Origin of the sequence: Xanthobacter sp., assembly GCF_041911315.1 — a bacterium.
In the GTDB taxonomy this organism is placed as follows: Bacteria; Pseudomonadota; Alphaproteobacteria; order Rhizobiales; family Xanthobacteraceae; genus Xanthobacter; species Xanthobacter aminoxidans.
In genome coordinates this window covers 24971-41010 of record NZ_JAYRPE010000024.1, presented here as the reverse complement: position 1 = coordinate 41010, position 16040 = coordinate 24971, and the positions used below count along the sequence as shown (strand labels likewise).

The 16040-nt window shown below is 66.7% G+C and carries 17 protein-coding genes; 8 read left to right on the top strand and 9 right to left on the bottom strand.

All coding sequences use genetic code 11. The features are described from left to right. From ACE3QW_RS09795 to ACE3QW_RS09775, 5 genes are read right to left on the bottom strand one after another with little or no spacing between them, the layout of a single operon-like run. Nucleotides 1-723 (bottom strand): ABC transporter ATP-binding protein, encoded by a 723-nt coding sequence (locus ACE3QW_RS09795; protein ID WP_024278519.1) that lies wholly within the window; start codon nucleotides 721-723, stop codon nucleotides 1-3. Then, nucleotides 717-1538 (bottom strand): ABC transporter ATP-binding protein, encoded by an 822-nt coding sequence (locus ACE3QW_RS09790; RefSeq protein WP_374251356.1) that lies wholly within the window; start codon nucleotides 1536-1538, stop codon nucleotides 717-719. Before ACE3QW_RS09790 ends, ACE3QW_RS09795 begins: the two co-directional genes overlap by 7 nt. Before the next feature lie 3 nt (nucleotides 1539-1541). After that, complete coding sequence (locus ACE3QW_RS09785) at nucleotides 1542-2558, bottom strand: branched-chain amino acid ABC transporter permease (protein WP_051679297.1); 1017 nt, start codon at nucleotides 2556-2558, stop codon at nucleotides 1542-1544. Further along, nucleotides 2555-3436: a branched-chain amino acid ABC transporter permease gene (locus ACE3QW_RS09780; protein WP_024278522.1), complete on the bottom strand. Its 882-nt coding sequence runs from the start codon at nucleotides 3434-3436 to the stop codon at nucleotides 2555-2557. Before ACE3QW_RS09780 ends, ACE3QW_RS09785 begins: the two co-directional genes overlap by 4 nt. Before the next feature lie 10 nt (nucleotides 3437-3446). Further along, on the bottom strand, nucleotides 3447-4721 hold the full coding sequence (locus tag ACE3QW_RS09775) for an ABC transporter substrate-binding protein (RefSeq protein WP_029558897.1): 1275 nt from the start codon (nucleotides 4719-4721) through the stop codon (nucleotides 3447-3449). A 420-nt stretch (nucleotides 4722-5141) separates the two neighbouring features. Here ACE3QW_RS09775 and ACE3QW_RS09770 point away from each other — a divergent pair, with 420 nt between their 5' ends. Genes ACE3QW_RS09770 through ACE3QW_RS09755 form a run of 4 tightly spaced genes read left to right on the top strand, consistent with a single transcriptional unit; the run spans nucleotide 5142 to nucleotide 6975 of the window. After that, the gene (locus ACE3QW_RS09770) at nucleotides 5142-5939 is read left to right on the top strand and encodes a sterol desaturase family protein (protein ID WP_024278524.1); all 798 of its coding nucleotides are present in this window, start codon (nucleotides 5142-5144) and stop codon (nucleotides 5937-5939) included. Between the two features lie 4 nt (nucleotides 5940-5943). Next, on the top strand, nucleotides 5944-6336 hold the full coding sequence (locus tag ACE3QW_RS09765) for a hypothetical protein (protein ID WP_374251355.1): 393 nt from the start codon (nucleotides 5944-5946) through the stop codon (nucleotides 6334-6336). A gap of 45 nt (nucleotides 6337-6381) precedes the next feature. Further along, on the top strand, nucleotides 6382-6567 hold the full coding sequence (locus tag ACE3QW_RS09760; protein WP_374251354.1) for a hypothetical protein: 186 nt from the start codon (nucleotides 6382-6384) through the stop codon (nucleotides 6565-6567). A gap of 33 nt (nucleotides 6568-6600) precedes the next feature. Beyond that, a complete protein-coding gene (locus ACE3QW_RS09755; RefSeq protein WP_374251353.1) occupies nucleotides 6601-6975 on the top strand; it encodes an antibiotic biosynthesis monooxygenase in 375 nt (124 codons plus the stop codon). Nucleotides 6976-6978: 3 nt separating this feature from the next. On the opposite strand, the gene ACE3QW_RS09750 is transcribed toward ACE3QW_RS09755, so the two are convergent. Genes ACE3QW_RS09750 through ACE3QW_RS09735 form a run of 4 tightly spaced genes read right to left on the bottom strand, consistent with a single transcriptional unit; the run spans nucleotide 6979 to nucleotide 11319 of the window. Then, on the bottom strand, nucleotides 6979-8139 hold the full coding sequence (locus tag ACE3QW_RS09750) for a CaiB/BaiF CoA transferase family protein (RefSeq protein ID WP_374251352.1): 1161 nt from the start codon (nucleotides 8137-8139) through the stop codon (nucleotides 6979-6981). Then, the gene (locus ACE3QW_RS09745) at nucleotides 8139-9266 is read right to left on the bottom strand and encodes an acyl-CoA dehydrogenase family protein (RefSeq protein ID WP_374251351.1); all 1128 of its coding nucleotides are present in this window, start codon (nucleotides 9264-9266) and stop codon (nucleotides 8139-8141) included. Before ACE3QW_RS09745 ends, ACE3QW_RS09750 begins: the two co-directional genes overlap by 1 nt. 49 nt (nucleotides 9267-9315) lie before the next feature. Beyond that, nucleotides 9316-10506: an acetyl-CoA C-acyltransferase gene (locus ACE3QW_RS09740; RefSeq protein ID WP_250165613.1), complete on the bottom strand. Its 1191-nt coding sequence runs from the start codon at nucleotides 10504-10506 to the stop codon at nucleotides 9316-9318. Between the two features lie 45 nt (nucleotides 10507-10551). Further along, on the bottom strand, nucleotides 10552-11319 hold the full coding sequence (locus ACE3QW_RS09735; RefSeq protein ID WP_029558889.1) for a 3-hydroxyacyl-CoA dehydrogenase: 768 nt from the start codon (nucleotides 11317-11319) through the stop codon (nucleotides 10552-10554). A gap of 130 nt (nucleotides 11320-11449) precedes the next feature. Between ACE3QW_RS09735 and ACE3QW_RS09730 the strand changes: the two genes are divergently transcribed. From ACE3QW_RS09730 to ACE3QW_RS09715, 4 genes are all read left to right on the top strand, one after another. After that, on the top strand, nucleotides 11450-12436 hold the full coding sequence (locus tag ACE3QW_RS09730) for an AraC family transcriptional regulator (protein WP_374251350.1): 987 nt from the start codon (nucleotides 11450-11452) through the stop codon (nucleotides 12434-12436). A 114-nt stretch (nucleotides 12437-12550) separates the two neighbouring features. After that, the gene (locus ACE3QW_RS09725) at nucleotides 12551-13252 is read left to right on the top strand and encodes a phosphatidylserine decarboxylase (protein ID WP_029558887.1); all 702 of its coding nucleotides are present in this window, start codon (nucleotides 12551-12553) and stop codon (nucleotides 13250-13252) included. Next, a complete protein-coding gene (gene pssA / locus ACE3QW_RS09720; RefSeq protein ID WP_250165615.1) occupies nucleotides 13252-14100 on the top strand; it encodes a CDP-diacylglycerol--serine O-phosphatidyltransferase in 849 nt (282 codons plus the stop codon). Before ACE3QW_RS09725 ends, pssA begins: the two co-directional genes overlap by 1 nt. 241 nt (nucleotides 14101-14341) lie before the next feature. After that, nucleotides 14342-15964, top strand: a complete 1623-nt coding sequence (locus ACE3QW_RS09715) for an ABC transporter substrate-binding protein (protein ID WP_029558885.1) — start codon at nucleotides 14342-14344, stop codon at nucleotides 15962-15964. The last annotated feature ends 76 nt before the right edge of the window (nucleotides 15965-16040 follow it).

The following is a 16040-nucleotide window of genomic DNA, read 5'->3' as shown; positions in this document are numbered from 1 at the left end:
TCAGGCGTGCTCCAGCTCCACCTCGCCGGCGATGACGCGCATGACCGCCTTGTCGCGGTACGCCTCCGCCAGCGTGCCGGAGAAGATCATCTCGCCACGCTCCAGCACGTAGAGGCGATCCACATAATCCGGGAGGTGGTGGACGTTGGATTCAGCCATCAGCACGGCCTGCCCCATGGCGCGGATGGAGGCGATGCCCTCCGAGATCACCGGGATGATGGCCGGCGACAGCCCCTCGAACGGCTCGTCGAGCAGGAGGAGGCTCGGATCGAGGGCGAGTGCCCGCGCCACCGACACCATCTTGCGCTCACCGCCGGAGAGTTGCGCTCCGCCCCGGTGCAGATACTGCCGGAGCTTCGGGAAGACGGTGAGGGAGCGCTCCACGCGGTCCTTCTCCGACATCTTCGAGCGCCGCGTCCAGGTCGGCAGCTCCAGATTCTCGGCGACGGTAAGGTCGGCATAGACCTCCGATTCCTCCGGCGAGAAGCCCACGCCCATCTGCGCGATCTCATGCGGGGCGCGGCCGATCAGCTCCTTGCCGGCGAAGCGGATGGAGCCTGCGACGGGCTTGCGATAGCCCATGATGGAGCGGAACGTGGTGGTCTTGCCCGCGCCGTTGCGGCCGATGAGGCAGACGAGTTCGCCCGGCTCCACGGCGAGGTCGATACCGGACAGGATGCGGCTGCCGGCGATATCCACCTTGAGGCCCGAAATGCTCAGCATGGGCGGCTCTCCTGAACGGCGGCTTTCGGGGCCATTTCTCTGGGGGGCACCTTGGGCGGGCGCGTACCCACCACGGCGGCGATGAGGGCGGGATCCTTGAAGAAGGTTTCCGGCTTCTCATCGGCGAGAACGGTACCCGCCTGGAGCGCGACGATGCGGTCCGAGTAGCGGGCCACGAGGTCCATGTCGTGCTCCACCTGGATGATGCCGCGCACGCCGGCCTTGCGGGACGCGGCAACCAGCAGCTCCATGATGGCGTGCTTGTCGCCGGTGGAGACGCCGGAGGTCGGCTCGTCGATGAGGATCAGTTCCGGCTTGAGGGCGAAGGCGCTCGCCACGTCCAAAAGCTTTTTCTCGCCCTGGGAGAGGGCGCTCGCCTGCTGGTCCAGCCGGTGGCGCAGGTTGAAGATGTCGGCCACCTCCTCCACGGCATCGCGGATCTCGCGATCAGCGCCGAGGCTGCGGAAGGGATTGCCGATGCGCCTGAGGCGTGACGCTGCGGCGACACCCAGCGTCTCCCGCACCGTCAGCTCGGGGAAGATGTTCACCAGCTGGAACCCCCGCGCCATGCCACGGCGGGAGAGTTCCACCGGCCCGATGCCGGCGATGTCCTGCCCGCGGAAATGGACGTGGCCAGACGTTGGCTTCAGCAGTCCCGTCAGCACGTTGACGAGGGTGGATTTGCCGGCGCCGTTGGGGCCGACGATGGAAATGAATTCACCATCGTCCACATGCACCGAGACGTTCCGGAGCGCATGGAAATCGCCATAGCTCTTGGAGACCTGATGGGCGGAGAGAAGGGCGCGTGAGGCCATGGGTCAGCTCCCGCGCTTGAGGCGGGCGAAGGCGTCGCCGAACAGGCCGGCGATCCCCCGCGGGAAGAAGATGACGATGAGCACCAGCACCGCGCCCATCACGAACCGCCAGTACTGGGTGGCGGACATCACCGTGTCCTGCAGGAGCACGAAGGCGAGGCCGCCCACCACGGGGCCGGCGAAGGCGCCGGAGCCGCCCAGCACCGCCATGAAGACGAGGTTGCCGGATTGTGTCCAGTAGACAATCTCCGGGTCCGCGAGGCCGATGGTGACGGCCAGGATCACCCCGCCGATGGCGCCGTAGACGCCGGAGATGACGTAGGCCGCGAGCCGCATCCGCGAGACGGTGACGCCGAGATAGGCCGCCTTCTGCGCGTTCTCCCGAATGGCCGTGAGGTGGAGCCCGAAGGGCGAGCGCACGATCCGCCACATGGCGCAGCCGAGCAGGGTGAGGAGGCCGAGAGCGTAGTAGTAGAACGGCCCGGTGATGAAGGCCGTCTTGCCGCCCTCGAACGCCATGCCGAACAGCAGCGGGCGCATCACCCGCATGCCCTGGTCGCCGCCGGTGAGGCCGTAGAACTTGAACAGGATGGAGTGGAACAGCATGCCGAAGGCCAGCGTCAGCATGCCGAAGAAGATGCGCGTGTAGCGCACGCACAGGAAGCCCACCGGCACCGCGATGACCACCGCGGCCGCCACCGCGACGAGCAGGATCAACTCCAGAGACTGGACGCCGAGCTTCGAGGTCATAACCGCCGCCGCATAGGCGCCGATGCCGAGGAACATGGCGTGGCCGAAGGAGAGCAGGCCCGTGTAGCCGAACAGCAGGTTGAAGCCGAGAAGAGCGATGGCAAAGCCGAAGAACGGCACCATCAGGGTGAGCATGTAGGTGGAGGCGACGAGCGGCAGCCCTGCCATGGCGGCGATGATGACCAGGAAGGATATGAGGCCCGAAGGTCGCCAGAGGCTGGGGGACACGGCCGGCGCCACCGTGGCCGGGGCGGAGGTCGGGGTGCTCATGCCATTGCCTTTCCGAAAAGCCCGGCCGGCCGCAGGATGAGCACGGCGATGACGACCAGATAGATGGAGAGAATTTCGGCCTCGGGCAGCACCATGATGGCCGCAGCCCGGATCAGGCCGACGATGAGCGCACCAGCGAGCGCGCCGCGCATGGAGCCCAGCCCGCCGATGACCACCACGGCGAACGCTTCCACCACCAGCTCCACGGCCATTTCAAGCGAGGAGGCCGAGGCCGGCACCACCAGCGCGCCGCCCACCGTGCCGAGCATGCAGCCGACCGTGAACACGGCCGCGAACACGCGGGACGAATTGACGCCGAGACCCTCGCTCATGTCCCGGTTTTCCGCCGTGGCGCGGATGATGCGCCCGGTGCGGGTCTTCTGCAGGAAGGCGCCGAGCGCCACCGCGATGGCGATGGAGGCGGCGATCACGAGAAGATTGTAGGTGGGCACCCGAAGGCCCATGAACTCGGCCGTGCCGTAGGCGAGATAGGCGTTGTCCAGCGTTCGGGGCGTGGCGCCCCAGAAGAAGCGGAACACGTCCTGGAACATCAGCAGCAGGCCGAAGGTGAGGAGCAATTGATAGCTCTCGTCCCGCCGGTAGACCGTGCGCAGGATGCGTTCCACCGGCAGGCCTACGAGGCCGATCGCCAGCCCCGCGAGGATGAGCACCGGCAGCACCGTCCAGGCTGGAAAGCCGGCGGCCGAGGCGAGGCCAACGGCCGTGATGCCGAAATAGGCGCCCAGCGCGTAGAACGAGCCGCAAGCGAGGTTGATGACCTTCTGCACGCCGAATACCAGCTGGAGCCCGGCGGCCACGAGGAAGAGAATGGCGGCGTGAAACACGCCGCCGAGGAGGACGTCGAGGAAGACGGTCACGCGGCGCTCCTCACACGGGAAGCTTGGAGGTCTTGAGCCATTCCCAGAAGTCCACGCCCGGCGGCTTCTGGAGCTGATCGGCGGTGAAGCTGTCCACCGTCTTCAGCGTCGGGAAATCGTAGGAGTTCTGGTTGGTGGAAAGGCCCTGGTAGAAGGTCTGCTCAGCGATCTTGTCGGCGCGGAACTGCCCCGGCCCCCCCAGGCTCTCGATTTTCTGCTTGGGGATGGATTCGATGATCTCCGTGAGCTTCGGCCAGCGCCCCGTGGCCTTGGCCGCGGCTTCGACGCCGGCCTTGTATGCGGCCAGGGCGAAATAGGCGCGGTCGGCCTCCCAGCTCGGAGCCTCCTTGTAGCGGCCCATGTAGTCTTCCACGAACGCCTTCTGGAGCGGGGAGGCATTGGGCAGCGCGAAGTAGAGCGTGTTGTGCCCGAACACGATGTTCTCGGGCATGAACTCCTTCTTCAGCTGGTTGATCTGCCAGCCGGCGGCGGGCAAAGCGAGGTTCACGCCCTCGAACAGGCCGGCGGCGGAGCCCTGCTTCATGAAGACGGGCAGGTCGGCGAACAGCATCGACGAGAAGATGAAGTCGGGTTTGGCCGCCTTCAGCGCCGCGACGTGAGACGTGAGGTCCATGGTGCCGACTTTCGGCCACTGCTCGGCTACCACCTCCACCTCCACGCCGGCGCGCTTGAGGATCTGCTGGAAAGCCTCCCAGTTATTGCGGCCGTAGGAATAGTCCGGGTTGATGCCGGCAATGCGCTTGATCTTGCCCTTGAAGTATTTGATCGAGAGCAGGGAGGCCATCACGGCCTCGCATTCATTGTCGGTGGAGCGGAAGACGTACTGCGACTTGGGCATCGCCTCCTTCACGCCGTCCTGCGTGGTGCCGTCCCACATGATGAGGAGCGCCTGTTCCTCCTCCGCCACGGGCGCGACGCCCAGCGACACGCCGGTGGAGATGAGGCCCTGGACGCAATCCACCTTCTCCTGCAGCACCAGGCGGCGGAAGCGTTCGATAGTGTCCTTGGGGGAGGTTTCCTCCTCGATGACGAGCTCGATCGGGCGCCCGGCGATGCCGCCGTCCTTGTTCATGCGCTCCGTCGCCCACTGCACAGCGCGGATGCCGCATTCGCCTACCGTGCCCATGGCCCCGGAGCGCGGCGCGAGAATGCCGATGCGAACCGGCTTCGACTGGGCGATGGCGGGGGAAAAGATCCCCGGAGCGGCGGCAGCGAGACCGGCAGCACCGATCCCCCGCATCAAAGTGCGGCGAGAAATGTTCATTGGCGTCCTCCCCTAGGCGGGTCTCGTGCCCGCCTTCGTGAACTGACATATCATAGATATGCCAAAAGAATGTCTGCAAGAAGCTTTTTTGATCTGGATCATTTTTAAGGAAGATGGGTCTGAAAAATATAATTGAATCAAACTGTTAAATTGTTGAACTTTGGTCGCATTCGCGGGGCGACAGGCCTTTGGCGGGGCCGGATCGGCGCCTTGCATATGATGTGTGACTGACATATTAGTAGTGCATCCGCTGTCGCGGAGCATCCTTCCCCCGTCCGGGCGCGAGGGAGCTGGGGCGGGCGACGGCTCCAGGCACCGGCGCTTTCAGCAGCCGGGGTCTTCAGGAGCCGGCGCCTCCAGACGCGGCGCCGAGAGAATCAAGACAATGGCGCGCACCAACAGCGCGCAAGGGAGAGAGCGATGGAACTCACCTCGAGCCCCATGACGGATCGGCAGCGCAAATACCGCGCGACCTACCGCGAGCGTGTCACCGGCTGGTATAACGGATGGCTGCACATCGCCATCATCTACACGATCGGCTTCACCGCCCTCTATATCTATGTCTCGAACATGCACGCGATCCGCTGGTGGGAGTTTTTGACCATTCCCGTCGTGTTCCTGTTCTGCAATTTCTTCGAGTGGTGGCTGCACCGCTATGTGATGCACCGGCCGTCGAGCTTCCCGCTGTTCCGCGCGGTCTATAACCGCCACACGCTGATGCACCACCAGTTCTTCACTGAGGAAGAGATGCGTTTTGCCGGGCATCACGACTGGCGCGTCACCTTCTTCCCGCCCTACGCGCTGGTGACGTTCACGCTCATGTCCATTCCCGGTGCCATCGTGTTCGGGTGGCTGATCTCGCCGAACGTGGGCTGGCTTTTCATCGCCACCACTACCTCGGTCTACCTGCTCTACGAGTTCATGCACTTCACGACGCACATCGACGAAAACTGGTTCGTGCGAAACGTGCCCTTCATCAACACCAACCGCCGCCACCACGCCGCGCACCACAACCAGTCGCTCATGATGGAGCGCAACATGAACCTCACCTTCCCCATCATGGACTGGGCGTTCGGCACATCGGATCTCAACCGCGGGCTCATCGGCCATCTCTTCAACGGCTATGACACGCGCCATCTGAAGACCGACATGCGCCGCACTGCGCGTACGCCGAAAGGCAAGGCAGGCCCGTCCGGCCACGTCGCTCCGGCGGAGTGAGGTGATGGCGTCGATCGAACCCAATATCGCCGGGCTCGCGATTTTCGCGGGCCTGTGGACCGCGGCCTGCATGGGCTTTCTGGTGCTCTCCGGCATGTTCCCGGCGAGCACCCGGCCGGCGGGGGCGCGACAGGCGGGGGGGGGCGCCCTCGTCCTGGTGAACAGCCTGCTGTGGCTCGTGCTGGCGGCTGCGGCGCTGGTCTATGGCTACGCCAACCTGCGCCTCACCAGCCTGATCGTCGTCGGCGGCCTCGTCCTGCTGTTCGCCCCGGCACCGTTCGATCTGCTGCCGACATCGTTCCGCGACGGCCGGCGGGGCCTTGCCGCCCTGGTCGCGCTCCAGGGCGCGGCGCTCGCCGTCTGGGCCGCGCTTCCCGGTGGCGGCGCACTCATCTGAAGGTCAGCGCCGGCGAAGTCCGGCCAGCAAGAGGGGAGACATCCCATGCCCACCCACATCAAGCTCATCCTCTCCCTCGTCGTCCTCGCCGTGGCTGCGGCCGGCTATGCCTTCCAGGCAGCGCTGGGGCAGGAGGGGCCGAAATATGCGGTCGCCTTCCTCGGCATCTTCATGGTCGTCGCCATGTGGGTGTTCCCCGAGGTGCAGCGCCGGCCGGGCGACAAGGTCTAGTCCGATAAAAAAACAAGAAGGGGAAGAGGGGGCATGATCGCCATCATTTTCGAGGTCTGGCCGGCCGAGGGCCAGCGCGACACTTATCTTGACCTCGCCGCGCGCCTGCGCGTGGAACTGGAGAAGATGGACGGCTTCATCTCGGTGGAGCGGTTCGAGAGCCTTACCAATCCGGGCAAGATGCTCTCGCTCTCCATGTGGCGCGACGAGGAGGCGGTGAAGGCCTGGCGCAACCTCACCTCCCATCGCAAGACGCAGGCGGCGGGGCGGGCAGGGGTGTTCCGCGACTATCGCCTGCGCGTCGCCGCCGTGGTGCGCGACTATGGCATGTTCGAGCGCGACGAGGCGCCGGACGACAGCCGCGCCCTGCACAAGCCGAAGGCAGACGCGGCCAATCCCGCCTTCTGAGGCTCAGCGCAGCTCCGGCGGCCAGTCGAGGCCGGAGCGACCCGCCGGATCGGATGGCGCGGCTGCGGCGGCGATCTCGTCGTCGCTGAGGCCGGCATCCCGCAGGACCTGCTCCGTGCAATCGCTGAGATCGAGCGGGTGGGCCTGCGCTGGAGTGCGCGAGAGGCGCGGGACGGCGGGCACGCGGTTCGGCCCGCTGTCCGGATGGCGCGCGGCGATGTGGGGATCGCTCCACACCTCGTCCGGCGCCAGCACAGGCGCGACGCAGGCGTCCGTGCCGGTAAACAGTGCGGTCCAGTGATCGCGCGATTGTCCCGCGAAGGTCGCTTCCAGCGTCCGTTCGATTTCCGGCCACAGGTCGCGTCGCATGTGGTCCGGCGGTTCGCCGAGATCGAGACGTCGCCACAGTGCTTCAAAGAAGCCCCGCTCCAGCGCACCCACCGCGATGAAGCCACCATCTGCGCAGCGATAGGAGCGATAGAACGGCGCGCCGCCACCCAGCAGCCCGTCGCCGCGCGCCGGCCAATGGGGCGTCTTCCAGAGCGGCCAATGCATGGCCATCAGCGACAGCGCGCCGTCCACCATGGCGGCGTCGATCTTCTGGCCCTGTCCGGTTGTCTTGGCTTCGATCACCGCAGCGAGGATGCCCAGCGCGGCGATCAGGCTGCCGCCGGCGAAATCTGCGACGAGATTGAGCGGCGCCTCGGGCGGCCCATCCTTCGGTCCCATGGACCCGAGCACGCCGGCCAGAGCGAGATAGGTGATGTCGTGCCCCGCCTCCAGCGCGCGGGGGCCGTCCTGACCGAAGCCGGTCAGCGAGCAATAGACGAGGCGTGGATTGAGCGCCGCCAGTGTCTCGTATCCGGCGCCGATGCGGTCGGCGACGCCGGGGCGGAAGCCCTCCACCAACACGTCGGCGGTCTTCACCAGCGCATGGAGCGCGGAACGGCCGGCGGGTGCTTTCAGGTCGAGGGAGATATGCCGCTTGCCGCGCGAGAATTCCGGGATGGCGACGCCGGCCCGTCCGCCGCCCACCACGATCACTTCTGCCCCGAAATCGGCCAGCAGCATGGTGCAGTAGGGGCCGGGGGCGAGCCTTGAGAGATCAACGACGCGGATGCCGGCGAGGGGACCGCGCGGGGCGGGGGAGGAGGCCTCCACCATCACAGCCCCCGCGCGATGACGATGCGCTGCACGTCGCTGGTGCCCTCGTAGATCTGGCACACGCGCACATCGCGATAGATGCGTTCCACCGGGAAGTCCGCGAGATAGCCGTAGCCGCCGAAGTTCTGGATGGCTGCGGAACACACCTGCTCCGCCATCTCGGACGCGAACAGCTTCGCCATGGACGCCTCGGTGAGGCAGGGCAGGCCGGCCTCGCGCAGGGCGGCGGCGTGCAGCACCATCTGGCGCGCCGTCTCGATGCGGGTCGCCATATCGGCGAGGCGGAAGGCGACGGCCTGATGCTCCATGATGGGCTTGCCGAAGGTCACGCGCTCCTTCGCATAGGTCCGGGCCGCCTCGAACGCGGCGCGCGCCATGCCCACGCATTGCGAGGCGATGCCGATGCGCCCGCCTTCAAGATTGGACAGCGCGATCTTCAGACCCTCGCCCTCGGCCCCGAGCCGGAGGTCGGCGGGAAGGCGCATGTCGTTGAAGGCGAGCTGGCAGGTGTCTGAGGAATGCTGGCCGAGCTTTTCCTCCACCCGCACCACCTCGTAGCCGGGCGTGTCGGTGGGCACGATGAAGGCGGAGATGCCCTTCTTGCCTGCGTCCGGGTCGGTCACGGCGAAGACGATGATGACATCGCCGTTCTTGCCGGAGGTGATGAACTGTTTGGCGCCGGAGAACACATAATGGTCGCCGTCCCGCCGGGCGCGCGTGCGCAGGGCGGCGGCGTCCGATCCCGCCTGCGGTTCGGTGAGGGCGAAGCCGCCGATCCATTCGCCGCTCGCCAGCTTGGGCAGGAAGCGCTCCTTCTGCGCCTGCGTGCCGAACTTCACGATGGGCATGCAGCCGACGGAGGAATGCACGCTGACGATGGTGGAGCAGGCGCCGTCCGCCGCCGCGATCTCTTCCAGCGCGAGGGCATAGGAGACGAGATCGGTGGCGGAGCCGCCATGGTCCTCCGGCACCAGCATACCAAGGAAGCCGAGGGCACCCAGCTCCTTCAGTTCCGCGCCGGGGAAGCGGTGCTCCCTGTCCCGCGCTGCCGCTCCGGGCGCGAGGCGTTCGGAGGCGAAGGCGCGTACCGCGTCGCGGATGGCAACCTGGGTTTCGGTGAGGATCATGGCAGGTTCCTCCGGGTCTTGTTGTTACGTGTCCTTGGCGGTCTCTGCCTCAGCTCAGGCGTTCGATGGCGACCGCCGTCGCCTCGCCGCCGCCGATGCAGAGCGAGGCGATGCCACGCTTGAGCCCGTAGCGCTCCAGCGCCGCCAGCAGCGTCACCATCACCCGAGCGCCAGATGCCCCGATGGGGTGGCCGAGGGCGCAGGCGCCGCCGTGGACGTTCACCTTGTCCTCCGGCAGGCCGAGATCACGCATGGCGGCCATGGGCACCACGGCGAACGCCTCGTTGATCTCGAACAGGTCCACGTCCTTCAGATCCCAGCCGGTCTTCCCGGCGAGCTTCTGCACCGCGCCGATGGGGGCGGTGGTGAAGAGGTTCGGTGCCTGGGCGTGGGTGGAATGGCCGACGATGGCGGCGAGCGGCGTGAGGCCGCGCTTCTCCGCTTCGGAGCGGCGCATGAGCACGAGGGCGGCCGCGCCGTCAGAGATGGAAGAGGAGTTCGCCGCCGTCACCGTGCCGCCGTCGCGAAAGGCGGGCTTCAGCGTCGGGATCTTGTCCAGCTTCGCCTTGGGCGGCTGCTCGTCCGCCGCCACCACGCGCTCGGTCTTGCCGGCTTTCACGGTGACGGGGGTGATCTCCTTGTCGAAGGCGCCCCCGGCCATGGCCTTCTGCGCCTTGGTGAGGGAGGCGATGGCGAAGGCGTCCTGCGCCTCGCGGGTGAACTGGTAGGCCTCGGCGCATTCCTCGGCGAAGGTGCCCATGAGACGGCCCTTGTCATAGGCATCCTCGAGGCCATCGAAGAACATGTGGTCGATGACCCTGCCGTGCCCCATGCGGTAGCCGCCACGGGCACGGTCGAGCAGGTAGGGGGCGTTGGTCATGCTCTCCATGCCGCCCGCAACCGCGACCGAGGCGGAGCCGGCGGCGAGGAGGTCATGGGCGAACATGGCCGCCTTCATGCCGGAACCGCACATCTTGTTCACGGTGGTGGCGCCGGTGGAGAGCGGAAGCCCCGCGCCGAGCGCGGCCTGGCGGGCCGGAGCCTGACCGAGGCCGGCCGGCAGCACGCAGCCGAACACCACTTCCTCCACCTGATCCGGCGCGAGGCCGGCGCGGGCGAGGGCGGCGCCGATGGCCGCGGAGCCGAGCGCGGGCGCAGCCACATCCTTGAGGTCGCCCTGAAAGCCGCCCATGGGCGTGCGGGCGGTGCCGACGATGACGATGGGGTCGGAAGCCGTCATGTTGCGTGTCTCCGGTCGCGGGAGGAAGTCGTCAGCGGGATGGGCTCAGCGCGGCGCCATCCGCAGCGCGCCGTCGAGGCGGATGACCTCGCCGTTCAGCATGTTGTTTTCGCAGATGTGCTTGACGAGAGCCGCGTATTCGGACGGCCGTCCGAGGCGCGAGGGGAAGGGCACGCTCTTGCCCAGGCTGTCCTGCACGTCCTGCGGCAGGCCGGCCATCATCGGCGTCTCGAAGATGCCGGGGGCGATGGTGACGACGCGGATGCCGAACCGCGCCAGCTCTCGCGCCACCGGCAGGGTGAGGGCCGCAACACCGCCCTTGGAGGCGGCATAGGCGGCTTGGCCGATCTGCCCATCGAAGGCGGCGACGGAGGCGGTGTTGACGATGACGCCACGCTCGCCCTCGGCGTCCGGCGCCTCTTTCACCATGGCGTCGGCGGCGAGCCGGAGCATGTTGAAGGTGCCGATGAGGTTGACGGTGATGCCGCGCACGAAGCTTTCGAGCCGGTGCGGGCCGTCGCGGCCGACCACCTTCTCGCCGGGGGCCACGCCGGCGCAGTTCACGAGACCGTGAACATGGCCGAAGCTATCCAGAGCGAGCTGCACGGCGGCCTTGCCATCGGCCTCGTTGCTTACGTCTGCGCGCTGGAAGCGGGCGGCGTCGCCGAGTTCAGCGGCCATGGCGGCACCGGCATCGGCGTTGATGTCGACGAGGACGACCCGGCCCCCATTGTCCACCACCATTCGCGACACCGCCGCGCCCAGGCCCGAGCCGCCGCCGGTGACGAGAAAGACGCGCCCTTCAATCTTCATGGTGCCCCTCCCAGGGAGACATGCCGCCGCTTCGGCGGCCGTTGCCTCTCGTCTAGCAGAAAAGCCGAGTGACATTCGATGACGCTAGCGATCTATTCAGGTGAGCGATTTTGCCATTCGGGAGCGTGCCTTGGAACGGCGCATGATCTCCGGGACCTTCGTCGACGATGCCCTGGGCTGCCTGACGGCGCGGGGCATCGATGCCGGTCCGGTGCTGGCGCGGGCGGGGCTCGCGCTGCCGGTGACGGAGGCGGTCTCCGCGGAACAGTACGGGGCGCTGTGGACAGCCGCCGCCGAGGCGCTGGACGACGAGTTCTTCGGCCTCGCCGCCCGCCCCATGCGTTGCGGCAGCTTCACCCTGCTCTGCCATGCCCTGATGGGTGCGCAGACGCTGGAACAGGCGCTGCGGCGGGCTCTGCGCTTCCTCCGGGTGGTGCTGGATGACCCGAGCGGCGAGCTTGTCGTCGGCGACGGCCTCGCGTCCGTCGTACTCTCGGACAAGGGCGCCGCGCGCTCGGCCTTCGCCTACCGCACCTACTGGATCATCCTTCATGGCATCACCTGCTGGCTGGTGGGCCGGCGCATTCCGATCCGGCAGGTGGATTTCCGCTGCGGTCCGCCGGAGCATGGGGCGGATTACCGCCTGTTCTTCGGCGCGCCCGTCCGTTTCGACGCGCCGGAGAGCCGGCTCGCCTTCGACGCGGCCTTCCTGAAGCTGCCGGCCCACCGCAGCGAGCGGGCGCTGCGGGACTTACTGCGGGGTGCGCCGGCCAACATCCTTGTGCGCTACCGGCACGACGAAGGGCTTGCCGCCCGCGTCCGCACCCGGCTCCGGGAGCAGTCGGCCACGGTGTGGCCGTCGTTCGACGAACTCGCCCGACAGTTGCGCCTCCCGGCCTCCACCCTGCGGCGGCGGCTGGCGGAGGAGGGGGCCGCCTATCGCGACATCAAGGACGAACTGCGCCGGCTGCGGGCCGAGGATCTGCTGCGGGCCACCGACCGGCCCGTGGGCGAGATCGCGGCGGAGCTTGGCTTTTCCGAGCCAAGCGCCTTCCATCGGGCATTCCGCAAGTGGACGGATCTGAGCCCGGGTGCCTTCCGCCGCGCCGGGGCCTGAGGGAAAGCGGCGTTCCGCCATTTGACGGCGGGGCGGCGGCTGACTACCTGTGCGCAGTCTATGCCCGTGCGGCGCCATCCGGGGCGTCCTGCAGGGCGACCGTGGAGACACCTGTTGTCGATCATTGCCAGCATCCGCAAGACCCTCGTCCCGATTCATCGGGAGGGCTATCCGTTCATCGCCATCGCGGTGGTGATCGCGCTCGTGCTGTTCATGTTCTCCACCTTCTTCGGCATGATCGGCTTCGGCCTCGCCATCTGGACGGCGCTGTTCTTCCGCGATCCCGAGCGCGTGACGCCGGTACGCGAGGGGCTCGTCATCGCGCCGGCGGACGGGCGGGTGTCGCAGGTGGGGCTGGCGCGGCCGCCGCGGGAGCTGGACCTCTCCGACGATCCGCTGCTGCGCGTCTCCATCTTCATGAACGTGTTCAACGTCCACGTGAACCGCGCGCCGGTGACGGGGCGCATCGAGCGCATCGCCTACAAGCCCGGCCTCTTCCTCAACGCCGATCTCGACAAGGCGAGCGAGGACAATGAGCGCAACGGCCTCATCATCTCCACGCCCTACTGCCGGGTGGGCTGCGTGCAGATCGCCGGCCTCGTGGCGCGCCGCATCGTCTCGTTCGTGCGGGAGGGTGAGTCCATCGGTTCCGGCGAGCGCTTTGGCCTGATCCGCTTCGGCTCTCGCGTGGACGTTTATCTGCCCGTGGGCTCGCGCGTGCTGGTCAGCGAAGGGCAGTTGACGGTGGCGGGCGAGACGGTCCTGTGCGATCTCTCCCAGCCGCAGCAGCGCGAGACCGCCTATCGGGTGAGCTGATGGAAACCCCCTTTCCCCCGTTCGATCCTGAAGGCCGGCCCCGGCCGCGTCTCGGCGGCAGCATCGGCAAGGTGCCGATCCGGGTGCTGCTGCCGAACCTGGTGACGCTCCTGGCCTTGTGCTCCGGCCTCACCGCCGTGCGGCTCGCCATTGAGGAGCGGATCGAGCTGGCGCTGGCGGCCATCGTCTTCGCCGCCATTCTCGACGGCGTGGACGGGCGGCTGGCGCGCGCGCTGAAAGGCACCTCGCGGTTCGGCGCAGAACTCGACAGCCTCGCGGACTTCGTGAACTTCGGCTGCGTGCCTGCGCTGATGCTCTATTTCTGGGGCCTCAACGAAGCCGGCTCGTTCGGCTGGATCGCCGCGCTGGCCTATGCCATCTGCGCGGCCCTGCGCCTCGCGCGCTTCAACGTGATGCTAGACGATCCGAACAAGCCGCCCTTCGCCGGCGACTATTTCACCGGCATTCCGGCCCCGGCGGGCGCCATCACGGTGCTGCTGCCGATCTATCTGGAGCTGATCGGCCTGCCGCACGGGCGGGTGAGCGCCATCATCGCCCTCGTCTATTGCCTCGCCATCGCCTTCCTCATGATCTCCACGGTTCCGGCTTGGTCCGGCAAGACGCTGGGGCGGCGGGTGCGGCGGGACATGGTGCTGCCGCTGTTCGTGGCGGTGGCGATCTATTTCGCGCTGCTGGCGAGCTATCCGTGGGTGGTGCTTTCGGTCTGCACCATGCTGTATCTGGCTCTCCTGCCTGTCTCGACCCTGCGCTACAGGCGCCAGATGAAGGCGTGGAAGGCCGAGCGTGCCGCTGCGGCGCCGGCCCCCTCCGAAGTGTTGCCCTCCTGATCTCTGCGCGATGGCGGCATGGCGCCTCGCTGGGCAAGCCTTGCCGAAGCGTTGCGCATTGAATTGCATACAACGCGCACGAAATTGATTAAATTATGGTCATAAACGTGGGGCGACCCTCAGTGTTGTAGGGCAATGGTTTGATATAAATATCTGATATATAATGAAATTTCAAAAACTGTATGCAATTGGCACGCAGCTTGAATGGCATTTGGCGACCGCCACCACAGGGACGTCGCCGATGAACCGCCGCGAATTCATGAAGTCCGCCTCAGCCACTGCCGTTGCTACCGGCACGGGCGTTGCCGCCCCGGCGGTATTTTCCCCGGCGAAGGCGCAGGCCCGGAACGAAACGCTGCTGATCGTCTCCGAGAGCGGTCCCAACAATCTCGACATTCACGGTGTCGGCACCAACGTGCCCGGCTATGAGGCGAGCTGGAACACCTACGACCGGCTCATCACCCACGAGATGACCGAGAAGGACGGCGTGCGCTACTACGACCGCGACAAGCTCAAGGGCGAGCTTGCCGAGGACATGAACATCGGTGACATGTCCGTCACCTTCAAGCTGAAGAAGAACGCGACCTTCCAGGACGGCAGCCCCGTCACCGCCAAGGACGTGAAGTGGTCGCTGGATCGCGCCGTCTCCGTGGGTGGCTTCCCCACCTTCCAGATGAAGGCCGGCTCGCTGGAGAAGCCCGAGCAGTTCGTGGTGGTGGACGACCACACCGTGCGCGTGGACTTCCTGCGCAAGGATCGCCTCACCATCCCCGACCTCGCCGTCATCGTGCCGTGCGTCATCAATTCCGAGCTGGTGAAGAAGAACGCCACGGAGAAGGACCCCTGGGGCCTCGAATACACCAAGCAGAACACGGCCGGCTCCGGCGCCTATCGCGTCACCAAGTGGACGCCCGGCACCGAGGTCATCTTCGAGCGCTTCGACGACTGGAAGGGTGGCCCGCTGCCCAAGATCAAGCGCGTGATCTGGCGCATGGTGCCCTCCGCCGGCAACCGCCGGGCGCTTTTGGAGCGCGGCGACGCGGACATCTCCTATGATCTGCCCAACAAGGATTTCGTTGAGCTGAAGCAGGCCGGCAAGCTCAACATTACGTCGGTGCCGTACTCCAACGGCGTGCAGTACATCGGCATGAACGTGAAGAACCCACCCTTCGACAATCCGAAGGTGCGCGAGGCTGTCGCCTACGCCATCCCCTACGAGAAGATCATGGAGGCCGTGCTCTATGGCCTCGGCAAGCCCATGTTCGGCGCGCCGGCCGATGCCGTCACAAAGGTCGCCTGGCCGCAGCCCACCAAGTTCAAGACCGACCTCGCCAAGGCCAAGCAGCTGATGGCCGAGGCGGGCTACGCCGGCGGCATCGACACCACGCTCTCCTTCGACCTCGGCTTTGCCGGCGTCAACGAGCCCATCTGCGTGCTGCTTCAGGAAAATCTGGCGCAGATCGGAATCAAGACCACCATCAACAAGATCCCCGGCGCCAACTGGCGCACGGAGCTGAACAAGAAGGTGCTGCCGCTCTACACCAACGTGTTCTCGGGCTGGCTCGACTATCCGGAATACTTCTTCTTCTGGTGCTACCACGGCTCCAATTCGGTCTTCAACACCATGAGCTATCAGTCGGCGGCCATGGATACCTTCATCGACGGCGCCCGCGCAGCGGCGGCGAGCGGCGACAAGGCGGCCTACGATACGGACGTGAAGGGCATGGTGGACCTCGCCTTCGCCGACGTGCCGCGCATTCCGCTCTACCAGCCGTTCGTCAACGTCGCGATGCAGAAGAACATCACCGGCTACGAATACTGGTTCCACCGCCGGCTCGACTATCGCGCCTTCCAGAAGGGCTGAAGGATCCCTCTTCCTCTTCAGGGAGGAAGCGGCGTGAGGGGTGGCGCCGGGGGCGGAAGCCGGCGCCTGGGTTCGC